At 47.0% G+C, this 20,270-nt stretch carries 14 protein-coding genes; 1 reads left to right on the top strand and 13 read right to left on the bottom strand.

The window, feature by feature from the left end; genetic code table 11:
* Positions 1–68 precede the first annotated feature (68 nt).
* From ACKTT9_RS13005 to ACKTT9_RS12960, 10 genes are all read right to left on the bottom strand, one after another.
* On the bottom strand, positions 69–5,237 hold the full coding sequence (locus ACKTT9_RS13005) for a discoidin domain-containing protein (RefSeq protein ID WP_407871911.1): 5,169 nt from the start codon (positions 5,235–5,237) through the stop codon (positions 69–71).
* A gap of 66 nt (positions 5,238–5,303) precedes the next feature.
* Complete coding sequence (locus ACKTT9_RS13000; protein ID WP_157318142.1) at positions 5,304–6,152, bottom strand: carbohydrate ABC transporter permease; 849 nt, start codon at positions 6,150–6,152, stop codon at positions 5,304–5,306.
* Positions 6,153–6,165: 13 nt separating this feature from the next.
* Entirely contained in the window at positions 6,166–7,074 is a 909-nt protein-coding gene (locus tag ACKTT9_RS12995; protein WP_407873028.1) for a carbohydrate ABC transporter permease, read from the bottom strand.
* A 127-nt stretch (positions 7,075–7,201) separates the two neighbouring features.
* Positions 7,202–8,590, bottom strand: a complete 1,389-nt coding sequence (locus ACKTT9_RS12990; RefSeq protein ID WP_407871910.1) for an ABC transporter substrate-binding protein — start codon at positions 8,588–8,590, stop codon at positions 7,202–7,204.
* A 223-nt stretch (positions 8,591–8,813) separates the two neighbouring features.
* On the bottom strand, positions 8,814–10,088 hold the full coding sequence (locus ACKTT9_RS12985; protein WP_407871909.1) for an ABC transporter substrate-binding protein: 1,275 nt from the start codon (positions 10,086–10,088) through the stop codon (positions 8,814–8,816).
* Between the two features lie 28 nt (positions 10,089–10,116).
* Complete coding sequence (locus tag ACKTT9_RS12980; protein WP_407871908.1) at positions 10,117–11,106, bottom strand: substrate-binding domain-containing protein; 990 nt, start codon at positions 11,104–11,106, stop codon at positions 10,117–10,119.
* Positions 11,096–12,892, bottom strand: coding sequence for a sensor histidine kinase (locus ACKTT9_RS12975; RefSeq protein ID WP_407871907.1), 1,797 nt, complete (start codon positions 12,890–12,892; stop codon positions 11,096–11,098). The genes ACKTT9_RS12980 and ACKTT9_RS12975 overlap by 11 nt, the downstream gene beginning before the upstream one ends.
* Entirely contained in the window at positions 12,889–14,511 is a 1,623-nt protein-coding gene (locus tag ACKTT9_RS12970) for a response regulator (protein WP_407871906.1), read from the bottom strand. The genes ACKTT9_RS12975 and ACKTT9_RS12970 overlap by 4 nt, the downstream gene beginning before the upstream one ends.
* Before the next feature lie 290 nt (positions 14,512–14,801).
* Entirely contained in the window at positions 14,802–16,013 is a 1,212-nt protein-coding gene (locus ACKTT9_RS12965; RefSeq protein WP_407871905.1) for an MFS transporter, read from the bottom strand.
* Between the two features lie 52 nt (positions 16,014–16,065).
* The gene (locus ACKTT9_RS12960; RefSeq protein ID WP_407871904.1) at positions 16,066–17,241 is read right to left on the bottom strand and encodes a glycoside hydrolase family 99-like domain-containing protein; all 1,176 of its coding nucleotides are present in this window, start codon (positions 17,239–17,241) and stop codon (positions 16,066–16,068) included.
* Positions 17,242–17,379: 138 nt separating this feature from the next.
* Here ACKTT9_RS12960 and ACKTT9_RS12955 point away from each other — a divergent pair, with 138 nt between their 5' ends.
* Complete coding sequence (locus ACKTT9_RS12955; protein ID WP_407871903.1) at positions 17,380–18,324, top strand: helix-turn-helix domain-containing protein; 945 nt, start codon at positions 17,380–17,382, stop codon at positions 18,322–18,324.
* A 53-nt stretch (positions 18,325–18,377) separates the two neighbouring features.
* On the opposite strand, the gene ACKTT9_RS12950 is transcribed toward ACKTT9_RS12955, so the two are convergent.
* From ACKTT9_RS12950 to ACKTT9_RS12940, 3 genes are read right to left on the bottom strand one after another with little or no spacing between them, the layout of a single operon-like run.
* Positions 18,378–18,638, bottom strand: coding sequence for a PepSY domain-containing protein (locus ACKTT9_RS12950; protein ID WP_407871902.1), 261 nt, complete (start codon positions 18,636–18,638; stop codon positions 18,378–18,380).
* A gap of 20 nt (positions 18,639–18,658) precedes the next feature.
* Positions 18,659–19,492, bottom strand: a complete 834-nt coding sequence (locus ACKTT9_RS12945) for a hypothetical protein (protein ID WP_407871901.1) — start codon at positions 19,490–19,492, stop codon at positions 18,659–18,661.
* A gap of 17 nt (positions 19,493–19,509) precedes the next feature.
* Complete coding sequence (locus ACKTT9_RS12940) at positions 19,510–20,211, bottom strand: hypothetical protein (RefSeq protein ID WP_407871900.1); 702 nt, start codon at positions 20,209–20,211, stop codon at positions 19,510–19,512.
* Positions 20,212–20,270: the final 59 nt, after the last annotated feature.

Raw genomic sequence — 20,270 nt, 5'->3', positions numbered from 1 at the left:
TCAGTTAAGTGGAAGAGGAGGAACCTCTCGAACCGGCAGTTCAAGAGTCCCTCCTTTTAACTTAGATACTATTCCATGATTTTCGAAGCAATGAAGGCCAGATCTGAAATTTCAATCTCTCCGTCATTGTTGAAATCCAAGTGTTTAATGCTCGCCCAATCTGGACTTGACGTATTTTTACCGTAGTTAGCTGCCAGCATGCCCAAATCGCCGATCGACACTCTTCCGTCGTTGTTCAAATCACCAGGAGTGCCAGCAGGAATTGGTGTTACTTGAACGCTTAGGGAGGAATTTAATGCTTTGAACTCGTTGCCCAGCTCATTCCCAAGCGTAGTGTCCGTTACTTCAATGAACGTCGTAATAGCCGTAGAAGTCACTTTGGAGTTAAAAGTAAGCTTTAACAATTGCGCATTGCCTGTTACGGCGTGACCTGCGCCTTCGCTAGCGGTAATCAAGCGGATTTTACCCGATCCATCAATCACTTTTTTAACAATGCTCAGGTTTGGATACACCGGCTCCACCGATACGAATTCCATGACATTCGGATCATAGGTTAATGTGATATCTTCCGCATAAGCTTGCTGCGCCACATTATTTACGCCATAAGCGACTTGGAGCGGCTGTCCGCCTTGAATGCTGGAACTACTTCCCGTTAGTGTTGTATATGGAGCTTGTGGTGCAACTACTGTCACTTTGATAGGTGCAGATGCTTGCTTCCCGCCATACGTTGCCGTAACGACCGTTTCCCCTTGGGAAACACCCGTGATCGTACCGTTTGCTATCGTAGCCAGCAGCGAATTGCCACTCTCCAACACGGATGCAGTTGTCACATCTTGATTAGTTCCGTCCGAATACTGTGCAGTAACCTTAACAGGTATGGATTGCCCTTGCTGCACTTCATAGCTTGCTGCATCAAAAGCAATCGTTTGCAAAGTAGGCACCGGTACTACATCCACCTTATACACATTCAGCTCTGAAGCAGAAGCGAAGTTGCCTGCGCCAGCCGTTGCTTCAAGCTTGATGAATGCAGCATGAACAGGTGCAAAATTCACTTCTTTCAGGCTGTTATTTTGCAGCCATGCTCCACTCGCTACTTTCGTATACTGATTGCCGTCGTCGCTGACATATACGTTGTAACCAGTAATTGTACCATTAGCTGCATCCTGACGAGGCGTGTATTCCAATTTGCTGATTTTGTAAGTTCCGCCTAAATTCAAAACGATCGATTGTGGCAGCGGATCAACGTTAAACCATTTGATGTGCCACCAAGTGCTCGGATCTCCGTCAATCGCCAAGTTCGGCTCGTTACCGGCCTGAAAGCTTGCAGCCGTCGCCGTCATTTGCGTTTGCGGAATTTTCACCAAACCGGTTTGTCCCGTTACCGTAACCTCTACCGTAGCTTTATAGCCGCCTTCTGCCGTAGTTGCGGTAATCGTAGCTGTTCCTGTGCCTTTTGCAGATACGACACCGTTCTCATTTACCATGGCAATCGCAGGGTTGCTTGTGCTCCAAGTCACGCCTGTGTTGGCTGCATTCAGAGGCATCACAGTCGCTTCCAAGGCAATCGGCGCATCAAGTACATTCATCGTCATCGCCGAACGATCAAGCGTAATGCCCGTTACCGGCGCCGTTCCGACAATCGGCAAGCCGATCAGCTTCACGTCCGCAATGCTAGCCTTCGTATTCGCATCAGGCAGTCCTGTAATTGTGATTCTCACATAACGCCCTTGGCTGCCAAATGTATCTTTGAGGACTGGTGCTGCTTCCGTATTGTTCATACGGTTTAGTACTTGAATCCAATTGCTGCTGCCCGCTTCACGGACTTCCAGCTTGTATTTGTACACTTTATCGCTTTGTCCGAACGCGATCTCCAGCCCTTGAATGGCATGCATGCTGCCCAAATCAGCGGACCATACGTGGTTAGCGTTCGTATCACCCGCCACCCACATCGTATCCATTTGGCCATCGTTGGCGTTACTTGCCGCGAAGGATGGATCTGAGCTGTCTGCCGATGCCGGTTTACCTTTCAAAATATCTCCCAAGGTTGGTGGTGCTTGCGGCGTTTCATACACATCAAGTTCAGATGCTGAGGCGAACCCGCCTACGGCGACTACAGCCTCTAACTTCACATAGCGGGCGTCAACCGCTTCGAATTGAACATACTTTTTGATATTATTTCGAGTCCAAGAACCCGAACTAATTTTTGTATAATTTGTGCCGTCGGTGCTGACATACAAATTATAGGTTTGAATCGTGCCATTCCCAGCGTCCGTACGCGGTGCATAACGGAACTGGCTAATGGTGCGCACCTTGCCCAAATCAACAATAATCGATTGCGGTAATTTGTCAGAGCCATCCCATTTCGTGTGCCAGACGGAGTTGGCGTCGCCATCAATGGCTTTGGACGCTTCGCTGCCCGGCTGGAAGCTTAACGCTGAAGCCTTCAGCTGAGTTTTCGGAATCGCCAGAGGTACAGGCACGGTCCCATCCCGGTACACATTCAGCTCAGCCGCTGCCGCAAAACCATTAACGCCAGCTGTTGCTTCCAATCTTACGTATTGCGCTTCGGCAGTAGGGAACGTCACGGTTTTCTCCTGCTTATCCGCCGTCCATGTGCCGCTGGTTACCTTCGTATAATTGGTTCCATCTGTACTCACATAGATGTTATAAGCTGTAATAATGCCATCCGTGCCCAGATACTGTCTTGGCAGGTACTTCAGTTTATTCACAGAGAATTTCGTGCCTAAATTCAGTGTAATGGACTGTGGCAATGGTGCGCTGCCATCCAGCTTCGTACTCCACACCGTTTCCGTGCTTCCGTCAAGTGCATTCGCCAAAGGAGAAGTCGCATCTGTACTTGTTGCTGTTGCCACAATGTCTCCTTGCGGGATTTTCGTTGGATCATTATCCGGTTCCGGCAGTGTAATAACCGCTGCATCGGTCAATGGCGTAGTATCCGCTTCAAAACCGGCTACTTTCAATTCAAATCCTTGATTCGACGGCATATCCGGCGTTTTCACATAGAGGATACCGCCTTTATCTGCCGCATCATAATACCAGCCGCTTGCTGAAGCCGCCAACTCCGTTTTACTTGCACGCTCCGTATAAGCGGAACCGCCAACAGCCACACTAGCCGGTTTCACGTGCATGTGAATTTGGAATTGATTGGTGCGTGCCGCCAGCTTGCCGTTGTAATCACCAACGCTTGCTCCTACTTGAACCTTCAAATCGCCTGTTCCAGCTTCCGGAGCGATGGAAGTAATTAACGTTTTCGCAAATTTGCCATTGCGGTGCTCTCTCGTTACCCCATCATCCTCGTACATTGTGAAAGATGACGTTTTGTAAGGATAGATATCGTACGTAATCGGATTAGGCGGCACTTGGCCGTCATAAAGCGTTTCCGGATACATCGGGATAATGGCGCCGGCTTTGACAAGCAGCGGCACACGGCTCAGCGGAGCGCTGTATTCGTCCAGCATTTTGGAACCGTAATGCTCCGCACCCGTCCAGTAGTCGATCCATTTGCCTTTTGGCAAGTAAATACCATTTCTAACGGTCGTATCTTTGTAAACCGGTGCTACGAGCAGGGACTGCCCAGACATGAATTGATACTGTGTTAATGTATTTTTCGTATTCGGATCGTTCGGGAATTCATAGACCATCCCTCTCGTGAACGGGGCTCCCGATTCATAAGCTTCATTCAGATAGGTGTAAAAATAAGGCGTTAAGCGCTGTCTAAGTTTTAAAATATCACGGTTATAGCTTGTATAAGGCTCCCCATAGCGCCATGGCTGTTTATCTACGGATGCCCAACCGGACATGCTCATCAGAATTGGTGTAAACGCTTTCCATTGTAAATCGCGGACATAGGTTTGCGCGCTGCCGCCAAAGATCCCATCCACGTCACCGGTTGCGTAGGTCATGCCTGACAAACCGGCGCCGATCATTGAAGGAATGTGGAAGCGGATGTATTCCCAGTTCCCGGATTGATCGCCGGACCAAACGGTTGAATAGCGCTGTGTGCCTGCCCATCCGCCAACGGACCATACAAATCCGCGAGAGTCGGAGTTGCTCTCAACGCCTTGATGCGCCTGCTTCGTTGCATCCAGCGCAAAGTCGTATCCAGGTCCGACCCACGCTACGTCCAGCTTATTCAAACGAGTTCCGGCCACGCCTACTTCAGTGGCGATATTCGCAAGACCGTTTTGCGTCCACAAACCAGTGTAAAAGCCCAAATCATGAAGCTGCGCTACGGTGCTCGGCAGCTGCACATACCCGCAGCCATAACCGTCGTTCGGCAGCAGCCAACCGCCCGGCATGTCATTGTCGCGGAAGCCTTGCGCCACCTTCAGAACATCCGGTGTCGTCAGCTTATTCGGCTTGTTGGCGCCGGTGTTGCTTGTGTTGTAACAATCCGCATCCCCCATGCTCATCCCCCATCTAGGAATCAGCGAAGGTTTGCCTGTCAAATCTGTATAACCGTTCAAGATATCCTTCATGGTATCGCCGTAAAAATAGTACGCATCAAAACGATTTTCATTGTGCGTCAATTGTGCGGGACTGCCGAAATCGTAGGTACCGTCTTGGAACGTATTCCGCAGTACGCCATAACCAGCCGTGCTCAAGTAAAACGGAGATGGATTGGAGACCGTACCGCTGCCCCAATCGCCAAAGTTTTTGGCGATCTTGATCGTCTTATCCCGGTGAGAGAAAAATCCATTTTGCATGCCGCCGCCGTAGTAGTACTCATCAGTACCTCTGACAAGCTTCTGAGTTGTAGAGGATGAGCTGTAGTTTAACGGCGACTCCTCTTGCCAAACAACGGTCGCGTTGTCGCTTTTGTACATCGCGAATTTCATCGGACTTTTGTAAGCACGTAAAACGAATTTGCCTGTTGTCATTTTGTAGTAGCTGCCCTCATCTGTCCAATCCACAGCGACCGGACCGAAATCCTCCTTAACCACGATTGGCTCTTTCGGTGCCGACGAGCTTCTGCCCGCTAGCGTTTGAAAATTCCCGCCTACACCAAGCCAGATTCGAACCATGTCGTCGCGATTAAAAATGACCTTCACCTTATCGGAGCCCGATGTGATGGTGAACGTCTTCGCGTCCGTCTTCTCGAAGTTCGTGATGTCGCCAACCGCTGCCGCATGTGTCGTGGTCCCGCCCAAGAAGATGATGGCTACGACGAACATCAGGCAAAAAACAAAACCGAATGCGTGTTTAAGCGTCTTCACTTCCTACACTCTCCTCTTCATTTTCAACCTCATATGGCAAAACGACCGAGGGATACCATGTTGCCGCTAACCCTTTAATGCCCCAGCCGTAATTCCTCCTGTAATCTGCTTTTGAAAAATGCTATAGAATACAATGGTCGGCCCCATGGAGATAATCAGGGCTGCAAAGAGGGGGCCCCACTCCGTTCTGTACTGCATTTCCCCCTGCATAACCGCAATGGCTACCGGGATCGTATATTTGGTTGGATCATTGATCAGTACAAGCGCGAACACGTATTCATTCCAAATATTCAGCACCGTAATGATCGCTACGGACATCAATCCCGGTTTGGCAAGCGGAAGCATGATCCGGAAGAAGATGCCATAATGAGAAGCCCCGTCAATCGAAGCCGCTTCTTCAAGTTCACTTGGCAGCGATTTAAAAAAACTGACGAGAACAAAAACGGCAAACGGCACGGCAGTAACCATGTAGACTAACATGAGACCGAATAAATTGTTCGTTAGATGAAGATCATTCAGCAAAAAGAACAAGGGAATGATCCCCAGAAACGTTGGTATCATCATGTAGGAAAGGTACGAATAGTACAGTAAACCGTTTCCTCGAAAAGTAAACCGAGCAATGACGTAAGCGGTCGTAGCCGACAAGAGCACACCCAGGACAGTGCTGACTACTGTCACAACAAGAGAGTTCATAAAATTTTGGCCAAAATGATATTTTCCCCACACGAACGAAAAATTCGACCAGAGTAAAGGGAAGTTTGGCAAGTCCCACGGTTTGCCAATAAAGAACTGCTGATTATCTTTCAAGGAACTAAAAATGGTCCAGAGCAGCGGATACAAAATGCAAATGGACCAAGCGATCAGACACACTTTGAAAAACACGCGAAATGCCGGATTCATCATACGTTGACTCATAACCATTACTCCTCTACGTTAATTCAATGGTTTCTCTCTTCATTAGTCTCTGCAGGGTTGCTGTCGTGATCAAAGAAAGAACCAGAATGAGAACGCCAATCGCAGACGCATAGCTGAATTTGCCGAATTTGAAGGCATTCAAGTACAAATAGGAGCCCATAACCTGTGTGGCATTATCCACTCCGCCTTCAAAGGTCATGATTGTCACGATGACGAATGAGCCATTCAGTGTCGTCATCACAATCCAGACCACGGATGTCTTGATCTGCTCCCACGAAAGAGGAAGAGTAATGAGCCAAAATTGCTCCCACTGTGAGGCGCCGTCGATGTCAGCGGATTCAAATAAGGAAGACGGAATGCTAAGAATGCCTGCGACGAGCAAAATGATGGTAAATCCGATCCCTGCCCAGATGGAAGGCGGCAGAAGCGCGAATATCGACCATTTATCGCCTAACCAAGCGAAATCGAACTTTTTGTCCGTAAATAAAGAGATAAAGGAATTCAGAAATCCAAGGTTCGGATTATACACATACCGCCAGAGAACCCCTACGACAACTACGGAGAGCACATTGGGCAAAAAGAAAATGATCCGATAGAAGCCAGAACCTCTGATGTTGAGCCGAGTAAGCGCTACCGCGAAGAACATGGACAAAACCATAAAGCCAATGACTTTACCGATGACGAGAATGTAGTCGTTTCGAATGGTTTTCAAGATCACACTGTCATGGAACATATCATTAAAATTGCCGAGACCAATAAAATTATAGGTTTCCGAACCGCCCGACCAATCAAACAAACTTAGATAAATACCTTTGAACATCGGGTAGACGGTAAATACGAGATAAAGAAGCAAAGTTGGAAGGATAAAGGAAAGAATGAACATATTCCGCTTCATCTTCGCAGTTCCGGTTCTACCACTCATTTTCCGATCCATTGGGCCAGCTGCCGCTGTCTTTCTCTCTTTCATACTTCCCTCCTATCTAAAATTCCGGCTGATAAGGGGGAAGCAGACAATCTTCCCTGTTTATCAGCCAGCTCCTTATGGTGACTTATTTCTTTTCTTTCGAACGGATTTTGTCTGTCGCTTCTTCCATGCGATCCGCCCACTGCTGAGGCGTAATTTCACCTTTGGTAAGCGCGATCGTCGCATTGTTTCTCGCTGTTACCAGTTCTTCTGGGATCACGATTTCAGGTGCAACAACGGTGTTCGGAGAGTTATAGAACTTGGCTGCTTCTTTGGTTAAAGCCGGTGCATTCGTACCTTCCAGATCTGCTTTAATGTTGGAAGGAGCTTTGGAAAGCTCTGCCCATGCCTTGCTTTGCTTTTCAGTGAAAATAAATTGCATGAAGGCTTTGGCTGCATCAGGATTTTTCGCTTTCTTCGCAATCGCCACTGTGGAAGTGTAAGGGTTCGCTACGAACTTGCCGCCTTTGTCTTGGCCGATGGATGGCAGGAATCCGAACTCGAATCCAGCTGGAATATCCTTGGCCATTTCGCTTTCAACCCAGATGCCTGTCGGGATGAACGCTGCTTTATGCTGCAGCCATTGGGACTGGGAATCCGTGTGATTCAGCGCCGGAGACCCTTTGTCGATAAGCCCTTTGTCTCTCATTTCCACGATTTTGGCGAGTGACTTCATGACCGGTTCGCTCTTCCAAACCCCTTTTTCAAGACCATTAATTTTCTTGAAGATTGAAGTATCGTAGTTGTTCATAGCGATAATCGTCGGGTCCAATAATCCCCCATTGATGTAGTAAGGGTACACCCCTGTATGAATGTAATCGCTCATTTGACCGTCTGCTTTAATTTTCTCTCCTAAAGCCATGAAGCTTTCGAAGTCAGCAGGCGCTTGCCAGCCCTTGCTTTTGAATAATGCTTTATCGTAGAACGTGCCCCATGATCCAAAAACAAGCGGTACAGCAAAGGCTTTGCCTGGTTTATACTCTTCCGGCTGAGCGATCAATAGATCGAGAATCTTTTTACCATCTACGTTTTTGGCATCCTTCAGCCAGTCCGTAATATCCATAAGCTGATCGTCCGTTACCATTTGCCTTGTGTTAGAGCCAGCTCCGTCGATGTAAACAAAATCGGGCGGGTTGCCTTGCAGCCAACGGGGCTTCATTTGATCATTAATTTTCGCTCCTGCGGATTCTTTAATCTTCAAGTCCGGATTTTGTTTTTGGAAATCGGCAATGGCTTGTTTCCACCAAGCGTCGCCATAGCCGCCGACAAAATATTGAATTTCAAAGTCACCGGCAAGTTTCGTTCCCACCGGTTTGGCGCTGTCAGCCGGTTTCGCGCTTTCCACCGGATTTACGCTTTCAGCTGGCTTCACAGATGCCGTAGTCGTATTCGCGTTATTACTTCCGCAGGCCGTTATCAGCAGCACCGTCGATAACACCATACCCCATGTCATTGCTTTTTTTGGCTTCATCATCGTATAGACCTCCCAAGATTTTTGCGGAGCCAACGTGCAGGAAAGCGTCCGCTTCTGGTATTTGCAATTCCTTTACACACTTTAATCATAGTAATTTCCCGCCTATACAACCATTGAATTTAGTACTGTAAATAGGTGAAAATGTACTGTCTTTTCTTTGTTTTTTGGACGACGAAACAAAAGTCAGGAATTATTTCCTGACTTTTGTGCAACATATATAAAATTAGCGACTCTTCTCCAACGCAATATGCTGCAGCCTGTCAAGTGCCTGTTTGGGCGTCATTTGACCAAGTAGCACCGTCTGCCCCATATTTCTAGTTGCGTTAAGGACCGCAGACCATGCCGGATGATTAATTGGGTAGAACTTCGCATTTTTAATCGCATTTAAATTTTGTTTTATCAAGGTATCATCTGCCGCCATTTTATCCCCCACTGTCCGAATCGTAGGCAGAAATCCCTCCCTGAGAACAAATTCTTCATACCGGGCGTCTTCATAAATAAAATCAAGAAATTTAGACAACGCGTCCTTATTGGTATGATCGGATTTGAACGACATCCACACATCCTGTACGCCAAGCACCATAGGCGTCTGGCCTTCTTTTACGGGGATCGGCCCTTTGGCCCATTTTAAACCCGGGAACTCCTGCGGTACGACAGCCTCGAAATAATTACCCGAGATCAGCATGCCGAGTTTGCCGTTCCCTAGAATTCGCTGTTTTTCATCACGCGTCGTAATCGCCGGCTCTGGATCCGTTAAGCCCTTGTCATACAAGCTCTTGAGGAACGTCAATCCTTCCACATTTTCACGAGAATTGATCGTCCATTCGCCATCCTTCATCCAGCCCCCTCCTGCACCGTAGAAGAAATAGGAGAGGTAAGCCCATATTTCATTATCCGTCAGATCGACGCCGAAACCGTCCACTTGCTTCTTATCTTTGATGAGGCGTGCTCCTTCTTCTAGACCCGTCCATGTTGTAGGAGGCTCCGTCAGACCGACATCATTGAAAATATCTTTGTTATAATACAATTCCCGGAGTGTTGTTACATAAGGAACCGTATATTGCACGCCATTCATCTTGCTGCTGTCCATCAGATAGGGGTAAAATTTTTCCTTCAATCCCGGGGAGATAAGTTCATCCATGTTGTTGAGAAGTCCATCTTTCGCGAAATGTGCGTAAATGTTCGTGAGCAGTAAATCCGGAGGTTGATTGCGGCTAATCATTGTATTGTAGGCACTGTCCAGAATGTCCCAATTGATGACCTGCAGCTCCACCTTGATAGTGGGATACTTGACTTCGAATTCCTTCACGACATTTTCAAAATAAGGTCTTGTAGACGCGCTATATTCAGGGGCCACAAACGAAATAGTCGCTTGAGCCTCATGATCGGTGGAGACTGGAAGGCGCGCATCTCTCCACATACATCCCGTTAACAGCGTGGTCGTCATTTGAAGGAGTATTAGCAAAGATACTTTTGTACGTCTATGTAAGTTTCTCACCGGTTCGACTCACCCTTCCGTTCTACCCCTATTTTTCTACCAATGGAAAGAGAAGCTCTTGATTTTCCTGCGTATACATGTTTTCTTTCGTGATAACAACAGCATCAATATTCACCTTTGGATTCACTTTAATCCCGTTTAAAGCTTGTACAGCCGTTTCCAGGGACAAATACCCCATATTAAATGGCTTTTGAACGATCGTTGCCTGTAAACTGCCTTCCTCCAATAGTTTGATCTGGTAAATGGAGCTGTCGAAGCCGACGATGTTAATTTGATTTAATCTTTGCTTCTCCTTCACAGCCCTGGCTGCTCCCAGAGCGGCTGTTTCACTCAAGCCAGCAATCCCTCGGATGTCCGGATACTGTGCAAGCAGATCTTTCACACTGTCATAAGCACCATCTTCCGTCCCGTCAAATGCATAATTGCCAGCGTATTCAACTCCCGGAAAGTCAGCGATCGTGTCTTTAAAGCCGTCCTCGCGATCCTTTTCGACGATGGAGCCTTTCCTGCTGCTGAGTGTCATAACACGGTATAAGCTTCCGTTCTGCCCACCGGCCAATATCTTGCCAGCCTTTCTTCCCGCTTCGATATTGTCAGTAGCAATAAGACTTGCTTCTACGTGCGTTTGAATCGGAGAGTCAATCAGAATCACCTTGATGCCGGCCGCTCTTATTTTATCTACCGTTGGTGTAAGTCTTTCGTAATCGGTCGCTGCCAAAATAATCGCATCAGGTTTCTTTGCAAGAGCCTCGTCCAAATTACGAATTTGGCCAGCTGTGTCCGTCTCAGATAACGGCCCCGTAATATCAATGTTGACAGCCAACTCCTTGGCTGCCGCCTTTACCCCTGAACTCACCATCTGCCAGTAATCCGAGCGAATATTGTTCGTTTTCAATACGACGGCGATCTCAAACTTTCTCTGATTCGTAATGCGCAGCATCTCCACACTGTAGACCACTAAGAAGCCAATCACAATGACGAGCAGCACGGCCAAAAACACGGGCTTTTTAAGAACCATCTAGCGCTCCTTTCTGGACACATTTGGGAAGCACAATCGTAACCTCCGTCCCCTCCCACTTCTCACTGTGAAAACTTAAACCGAACTCATGGCCAAAAAGTTTAATGCGTTCATGAACATTGCTAACCCCAATCCCTCGGACGATGCCATCTTTCATTTTCAAAATCTGATCCAGCTTCTCCGGCTCCATGCCGACCCCGTTATCCGCAACTACAAAAACAATCGTATCCCCGTCTTCTTTCCCCGTTATGTGAACCAAACCAGGCTCCAAGCTATTTTTGATGCCATGATAGATCGCATTTTCAACAATGGGCTGCAAGATAATTTTGGGGATATGAATATCAAGAATCCCGGGATCTACGTCGATTTGAAAATCAAGCTTATCTTTGTACCGTAACGTTTGAATCAACAAATAGTTGGTGATATGTTCAATTTCCACTCGAACGGGCACGGTTTCATTGTTTTTATTAATAATCGCGCGAAATAGCTTAGCTAACGATGAAGTCATCAGAACGACCTCCTCGTGTTTTTTTCGCTCTGCCATCCAGATAATCGAATCCAGTGTATTGTATAAAAAATGAGGATTAATTTGCGCTTCCAGCAGCTTCATTTCGCTTTTGCGTTTGCTTTCTTCGTTTTGAATGATTTGATTCATTAAATCTTTGATCCGGCCAACCATGATATTGAAGGTCTGACCCAATTGTCCGATTTCATTGCCGCTCCGAAATTCCGAACGGATGCTGAAATCTCCTTTTTCCACTTGTTTCATGCTGCTCTGAAGAAGTTTGATGGGTCTGGATAGATGACGAGAAATGAAAAAGGAGAGGTATAACGCGATGACTAAGGCTAGAATCGTCCATAAAAAATAAGACAGATTAATTTGATTCTGGTTGGCGATCAGCTCACTGGCATAGGCGACCCCTACGATTTTCCAGCCGAAATGTGTTTCTTGAATCGTATAGATCCGTTTCTTGTTCCCTTCCCCCGTAACAAAGCTGCCGCTGCCGGACTGCTTCACCTGATCGATCATCTCTGTCTTGAGATTGCTGTTAATCAGCTTCTGCTGGGGGTGGTACACGAGGCTTCCATCCTTATCGATGATGAATACATAACCTCTTTTGCCCAAGTTAATATGGCTGCATATTTCATTCAAAACACTCAAATTGAGATCAACAAGGAAAATACCTTCTCCCGTTATACCGTCTGCACTTTTTAACTCCCGGCTGAGTGATACCACCCAACGATACTCGTTTTGGATAAGGTTCTGGACATGCGGTGCAGAGATAACAGATTTGCCTCCTTCCGCTTTCGCGTTTTTATACCACGGCTGCTCCTCGAACCCGGAGTTCGTATTCAAACTTGTAATCCTGCGGTCAGAAACAAAACGGTTGTTATAGCCAAAAACCATGATCGAGGCAATATCTTTCCGTGTAATTAAAATGGATTGAAATAAATCCGAGATTCGTTTCTCATACGGTCTGCGTTCCTCTTCGCTAATGAAGCCGTTTCCCGTAATATAATACTTCACATCTTTATTCGTGGAGGCCAGCATAGAGATATCTTCCATGTTGGTTATGTAGGATTGAATGTTGATATTAACCTGTTGAATAATTTCAGCGATGTAGTGCTTGGAATTCATTTCTACCGCGTCAGCCGAGAGTTGATAGGAAATATAACTTGTAATCGTTATCAAAAATAAAATCAAGCAAGAAAAGACGACAGAAATACTGGATTGGATGCTTCTAAATTTAAAAAGAAACATGCCGACATCCTTTTCTTTTCTCATTGGATTTTCTCCCTTAACAGCTTTTCTCGGTACTCCTTAGGGGATGTTCCCGTGTTTTTCTTGAACAACACACTAAAGTATTGCGGATCGGAATAACCTACTTTCGCCCCGACTTCATAGGATCTCAGCACCGTATGCTGCAGTAAATCCTTTGCTTTTTCAATGCGAACCCGCGTTACATATTCCATGATCGTCTGCTCTTTGTGCTGCTTGAAAACGGTGCTGAAATAGCTTCGGCTCAAATGCACATGGCGGCAGAGGTCATCGACCGTGAGGTTCTCGTCGGAATAGTGCTCGTCGATATATTCGGTCACACTCCGAACTTGCATTTTCGTCTGATCGTTTCTTTGCTCCGAAATATACGAAATGGCTTCCCTGCAAATCGACTTCAGCCAAGTTTCAATCTCATCCAGCGTTTTAAACCGATTAATATCTTTGATCACAATATCATGGCCTTGAAAATGCGCACTGTCATGTCCAGCAAGCTCGTGAATGGTGGTCATTATGGCAATAATAATCGCCTGAATTTGGAGATAACAAGCTCCTATCGGCATCAAAGATGCCTTTAAATTGCTTATTAACTGCCCCGTCAATAGGTGAGCTTCCTCTAGCGTCCCCGTTTTGATTAGCGTTGCAAACCTGCGATTCCACTCGATATCCAGCTGCTGTGTCGGTTTCTTGGCACCTTCCATGTCCTGGATGGAAATGACCTTATTTTTCCCATGCAAAAACCGGTAATCCAGTGCAGAAATCGCTCCGTTATAAGATTGCGGGAGCTCATGGAAAGATCCGCACAACGTGCCTACACCGACCGTCACAGTGAATTTCAAATATTTCTCCATGCAGAAACGGATCACTTCCGATACATGAAGCGCAGTTTCATAAGTCCCTTCTTCCGCTTCGCCGGAGAAAATGACAACCATTCGCTCCTCCCTCGTCCGAAAGACGATGGCGTTTTTCCCCTCCGTCACTTCTTGCACAATATTGAAGGCTGCGGATCGGAAAAGCTCCGGATCGTTTTGCCATTTCTCTTTCTTGATATCGTCAAAGTCGTCGATGTCAATCGCAACAACCAGATATGGCGGGGCAATAGGCGGCAAGCTGAAATACGCGAACCTCTCTTGTACCCGGTCATCCCGCATTGTACCGCCCACTAACTGCTCAAGAAACCGCTCTCTTAACAAAGGCAAACTTTGATGAAGCTGCATCTTCAGAAGTGAAAGATTCTCACGGTTTTCAGCTTCCTTATCCATCTCATCTTTGACTTTATCCAGCAGTTGGCGAAGCTCGTTTGCCGTTATTGGTTTGACGATATAATCATGCACCTTCAAGCGCAGTGCTTTCTGGGCATAATCGAATTCGTCATGACCCGTTAGAATAATCACCTTAATATAAGGATAATTCAAGTGGATCTGCCTGGTTAATTCAATTCCGTCCATAAAAGGCATGCAGATATCCGACAAAACGAGATCAGGCCGAAGTTCTGCAATGGCTTCCAACGCTTCACTGCCATTTCGGTAGTCTCCAATACATTCAAAGCCGTGCCGCTCCCAATCGATGCTCTCTTTGATGCCTTCTCTGACTTCCACTTCGTCATCAACGATCACGATTTTATACATCGTATACACCCCTGTCTCTACATAAAAAAACGGATTTCCGATCATGTCAGGAATCCGGCCACAGCTATGGATGCTTCATTTCCTAATATTATACAAGTCTTTACTTGTATCGGAAAGGAGTCTAATTTGTATGATTTTGTCGATCTGTCGCAATAAATGCGCGACTATCCAAGCGGAAGCAAGTGAACACACAAAATCAAGCATTATTTTTACTTATTTGTGCACGATTTTTACCTTGGTCAAGAAAAACCCTGACGGATCAAATCCATCAGGGTTCGGTGTTAGCAAGCTCACTTCGTCAACGATGGGCTCGGCACATTCTGCTTCCTCCGCAGCCAAACGACGAGCCCGAATACAACCACAGTCGCCATAGACACCCATGAGCTGTATAGAAAAACTTGTCTCATGCCGTAAGCAGCGCTCATGATTCCACCGAAGAAGCTGCCGATGATACGGGCGGCTCCAAGGCTGAGCAAGCCATTCAGCGTCTGACCGCTGGCTTTCCACTCGGCAGGCACTTCACGGTTAATGAATGTCGCCAAGGTCACAGACAATACGATGAAAATCACACCATGCAGCGCCTGTACCGGCAAAATCCAATGCGGTTGATCAATGATGGAAAATAAGAACCACCGGATGCCAGACGCAAGTGCGGCAATGATCAGAATCATCGAGATCGAAACGCGCTTGAAGATCCAGCCGGAAAACAGCAGGAACGGCAGCTCGCTCATCGAAGAAATGACCATCGACCAGCCGAGCAGCAAGCTATCGGCCCCCATTTCCTTGAAGTAAATGGGGAAAAAGGCATAATAATAGCCCAGTGTAACTTGTACAATGAAATTAATGCCCAAATAAAACATCAGCTTGCCATTGCGGAAAAGCTCGCGAAACCGTTTGCCGGTTACGTTGGTCTGACGGCTCGCCGCTGGCGGAAAACACCATAGCAGCAGCAACCCCGCAAGCATCGTTCCTGCATAGACAGGGAACATGGAGTTAATATGCGATTTGGCGACGATCCCGAACACCAGCGACATCGTGGCGAAACCGATGGTACCACCAAGGCGAATCCAACCAAAATTCCATTTGGGACGCCGATCCAATTCTTCCAATGTTATTGCATCGCTTAACGCGAAAATAGACGTTTGGAAAAACATAAACACGCAAATTAATATAAGCAAATAAATGAACTGATGTGAAAGCGGGAAAAACATAATGGAAATGCCGCTCCCGATTAAAAGTAAAGCAAGCACACTATTTTTGGTTTTGGAACGATCACCAAGCGCTCCCCAGATCGGTTGACCTAACATGGCAACGAGCGGTCCAAGGCTGAGCAGCATGCCGATTTGCTCCTGAGAAAATTTGACGTTATACAGGTAGACCGGTAAAAATGTGCCGTATACCGCATTCCCCATATAAATAACTGCGTAAAACAACATAAATGCGTAAAGTCTCGTTGTAAGCCCCTTCTTTCCTTCTAGAAATATGAATAACCAGCCCTCCAAGATGAAGGGCCAGCTCCGACTTAAGGTTATTAAAACTGTACGACAAGTCCACTTAGCGTTCAAGTGTTTTTTTCGTAGAGGCTCCTTCTCCCTCTTGCGCCCTGCCGCCGAATACATCTCGGATCGCTTCCAAATAGGCCATTCCATTGATCGTATCCGGCTCCAAATAGCTGCCTTCCGTCCATTCGTTCCACGCATTAATAGTGAAGATGGGAGGTTGCGTCATGCCGCGATCGAGAAATGCTTTGACACCCTCCAAGGCCAGCTTAAACGCTTGAGGTGTATTCCCTGCGAGGGTAGCCATGTACGGATACCCCAAATCTTCAAAGGATTCCGACTGCACCGTTCGCGGAGAGGAATCCCAGCCCATCGTCACATTCGGATAATAAGGCAGCTTATAGTCTGCCGTGAACTTCTCATAATCAAGCTGCGACTTCTCACGAATGGCTCCATAATCAGTCTCCGGGAACAGATCCAGAGGCTGATGATGAATCCATACATACGAAGAAATACTGTCCAGACCAAGCTGCTCCAGCACCTCATGGATATTCGCAATCTTTTGCTCCGTAGGCAGAATTTGCAGCCCCCAAACGACGACGTTTAGGTGCAGCTCCCCTAATCCGGCCGCCCGCACTCTTTCACGGAACTCTTGTAAAATTCGCGCCGTTTCTGCAATTCCGCCTAAACCACGAATCAGACTGTGAATTTCGTAGAACGAGACATAAAGCCCTTCATTTACACACCAATAGGAAGGATGTGAAAAGTAGTTCTGAATCATATGGTCCGTCGCTTCAACGAAGCACTTCTCACTGATATGGCCCTCGGCCTGCACATTGTAAGGTCGGCTGCGCTGAGCGGGATGAATGTCGACCCAATCATGATTCGCCCACATAATGGAAAATTTCAACCGGTCATTATTCGGAGCTTGCAGGAATCCTTCATCCAGCGCTCGCTGCAGGAAGGGGCCATCCTCATACCAGTACCAATCAAAGATGAATGCGGTAAGGCCATGATCGGCCGCCGCTGCTATTTTACGAGCCATGACAGCCGGATCCGCTTCATCCTCGTAACCCCATAAAGGCACTTTCGGCTGTTGATGGCCGGGGAATTTAGGCTCCGCACGTTTCACAAGCTCCCATTCCGTCCAGCCTTCTCCGTGCCATGCATCATTTCGCTTATCCCGATGGTAATTGGGAAAATAATAGGCTGCTGCTTCATAAGTTGCCATTTTTTCGCTCACCTCATAGACCATCCTATATTTTCGAAACCTGTCTATATTGTATAATTGAAGTAATCTTGCAACCACTTACAAAACAGACCTGCCTACCACCATTTCGGACATCGTCCCAAGAAATGAGGGAACTGAATGACCATGCCAAGAAAGCTGGGTTCCTATTCTGCCGCCGAATACATCGAAGAGAACGGATTTCTCTATGTGAATGAAGTGAAAGAAACCCAATGGCTGCTAGAGCATGTTCACGATTTCATAGAGATCGTTGTTGTGCTTGATGGCAAAGGCATCCAATATATCGATAGCCAGCCTATGCACGTTCAGGAGGGGGATGTCTTCGCCCTGCCCATCGGTGTTTCTCACGTTTTTCGTCCTTCGCCGGCCAAGCGTGCCGCCCCACTGATCGTCCGCAATATCATCATTCGCTCGGAATGGCTCGAGCATCTGAAGGCTTGCCTTCCCGATTTATCTATCAAGCAAATGATCGATTGGCTGATTGGTAAGGGGGAGCACACCGACTCCCTGCAGCGCTGGGCCAAAGCAACCGATCACCTGGGCGCCATTCGCAGGATTAGTGAAAGCATGCAGGACATTCTGGCCAAACGAGATGCTGCTTATTTAACGCAGGCCATGGCCTTGGTGACTGAACTGCTCGTATTGTTAATTCGCTGCAGCGAATGGCGGTTTGCCCCTATCTTGGCGAACATCAGTGACGCCAAAAAGGAGCCATTCACCCTTCTCCCAACTAGAAGCTCAAACCGCAACGTTGAACAATTCCTTGATTTTCTTACTCATGCGATGCCCGATGACTATACGTTACCGATGTTAACTGAGAAATTCCAGCTGAGCGAGCGCCAGATTCTGCGGATCTGCCACCGGCATCTGGGAACCAGCTACATGCGATTCGTTCAAAAGCAAAGAATAACGCATAGCTGCCGCCTTCTGGCATCTCCGGATATGAAAATCTATGAAGTGATGCACGCTTCAGGCTTTCAGAATGCCGATTATTTTAACCGGCTGTTCAAAAGGCACACCGGCCTAACCCCAAGCGCCTATCGTAAATTGCTCCTGCATCAATGAGAAATCCCCCTGCCAACTGAAACGTTGAGAGGGGGATTTGTATGTAGGTCGTGTTATGCCGCCGCCGTAGCCGCGGTTTGCTGCTTTTTATTACGTTTGCGTCCGCGCGCCTTAAGCTGCCAAATGACGATTCCCGTAATCATCAGGAAAAGGGGCATCATGTCACTCGGTGTAGGCGATTGGCCGATTGGATACATCCAGCTTTCCACCTCAGGCTCAACTATGATCAGACTACCCGTCGTGCAGGTTGTGACAATGAAGAGCCCCAATACTAAACTAAGGATTAAATGAATCCTTAAAACAACCTTGCGCATCACTATACTCCCCTATCTCCCTATAAAATGGTCTGAAATGCCGATTTATGTTCATTTTTATATTTAATCCCGGATTGAAGCGTGGAGATCATCATGATACCTCTCCAAATCAGCAAATCGGTCACTTCAGCTTGCACATTATAGGAATGCAGCAGGATGCGCCCTTTTAAATCTATCAACTTATAGATCCCTGTATTGGCACATACGTACACATCTCCTTGATACGAGACTAACCGGTTCAAATGCATCCCTTCAAAACGTATTTGATGGAAACCTCCCATCTTATTGCCCATCACCAAACCTCCACGAGATGTTGTGCCTATCAACTTTTGGTTGAAGACAGCCAAACTGGTCACCGCTTGATTCAGGTGAAGGTCGCACCATTCCCCTGTCAATAAATCATAGAACGCGACGCCATCTTCATATCCAAGGAATAGAAAGTGAGGAGTTACCAACATGTCGAACGTTTTCTTGTTGTGGTAGGCAAGTGGCTGCCACTTGCCTTCGTTGCCGCAAAGGAGCCCTTTGGAGGTCAGCACAAAACGATCCCCCCAGCCGATCACCCGGTAGCAGGGATCGACGACAGTGGTTTGTTTCCAAACCTCATCTTCCAGCACATATAAACCACAATTCGTAGAAGCGTATAATTGAGAATCCACCCAGTCCAAGCGGTGAATATGCAGATGATCAGGCAAACCTTGGGAAGCATTCTCCCAGGAGCGGAGAGGCGTGAATTGAAAGACACCCTTTCCATCTGTTCCCGCGTACAGAATCCCTTCATTTGAAGTGGTCAATGTTGTGAAACGCAGCGGCAATAAATCATTGCTGGACTGCCAAAATCGGTTGCTATCCATGAAGCTCCCCCTACTTTTTACATGACTAACCGGCCGGAGCAGCACGGACAGTTATCATTTTGCATATAGACTTCTGAAACAAGTTTTAAATAGTCCATGGAGCTGCTTAAATCCATATCCTCCGGGTTCATCCGGTATTGCTTGCCATTCATCAAATTCCACACTTGCAGACGCTCCGGCAATTTACCAAATGCTTTGTAGCAATATACGACCGTCATATGGAAAAACATCTGCACCGCTGCCTCGTTTTCTTCCATCATATATTTATGAATGACGAACGAAGCTTTCGTCGGCTCCATGACTTGCATAATCATCGACAAACCCAAGTTAAGTTCTTCCACCCACACCTTGCTGCTTTCAAAAAGCATCAGCGGGCATTCCACAGCATTTGGCCCGGTAAGCGCTTTGTACAAATGCATAAGTACGCTTCGCTTAACATCCACGTAGAAACCAAGTGAATCAAACTTGCGAAATTTATTCGTCCAGCGACGCTCAAATAAGTTCGTTAAGGTCAGGAACGTCCGAGATTTGAGCGGCAGCGAGTACCATTCGTTAATCGCGTGATAGGCGGCATATTGTGTAAGCTGTTTCCAATCCGGTTCATCCGGCCGGCCCTTGCTGATCACTTGCGTATGGCTCCGAATCCAACGCTCCAGTTGATAATCAGCAAGCACTTGCATGGTTCCCATGCCCATTCCGACTTCATTTGCGTTAATCATATGTATGGGACACCCCCGTGATGTGGTTGATAGCTCGAACTAATTGATAATGATTTTCA

It is taken from the genome of Paenibacillus sp. P36 (assembly GCF_045866505.1).
Classification (GTDB): domain Bacteria; phylum Bacillota; class Bacilli; order Paenibacillales; family NBRC-103111; genus Paenibacillus_E; species Paenibacillus_E chondroitinus.
Note: the sequence above shows the minus strand (reverse complement) of the source record. Positions and strands in the feature narration are given on the sequence as shown.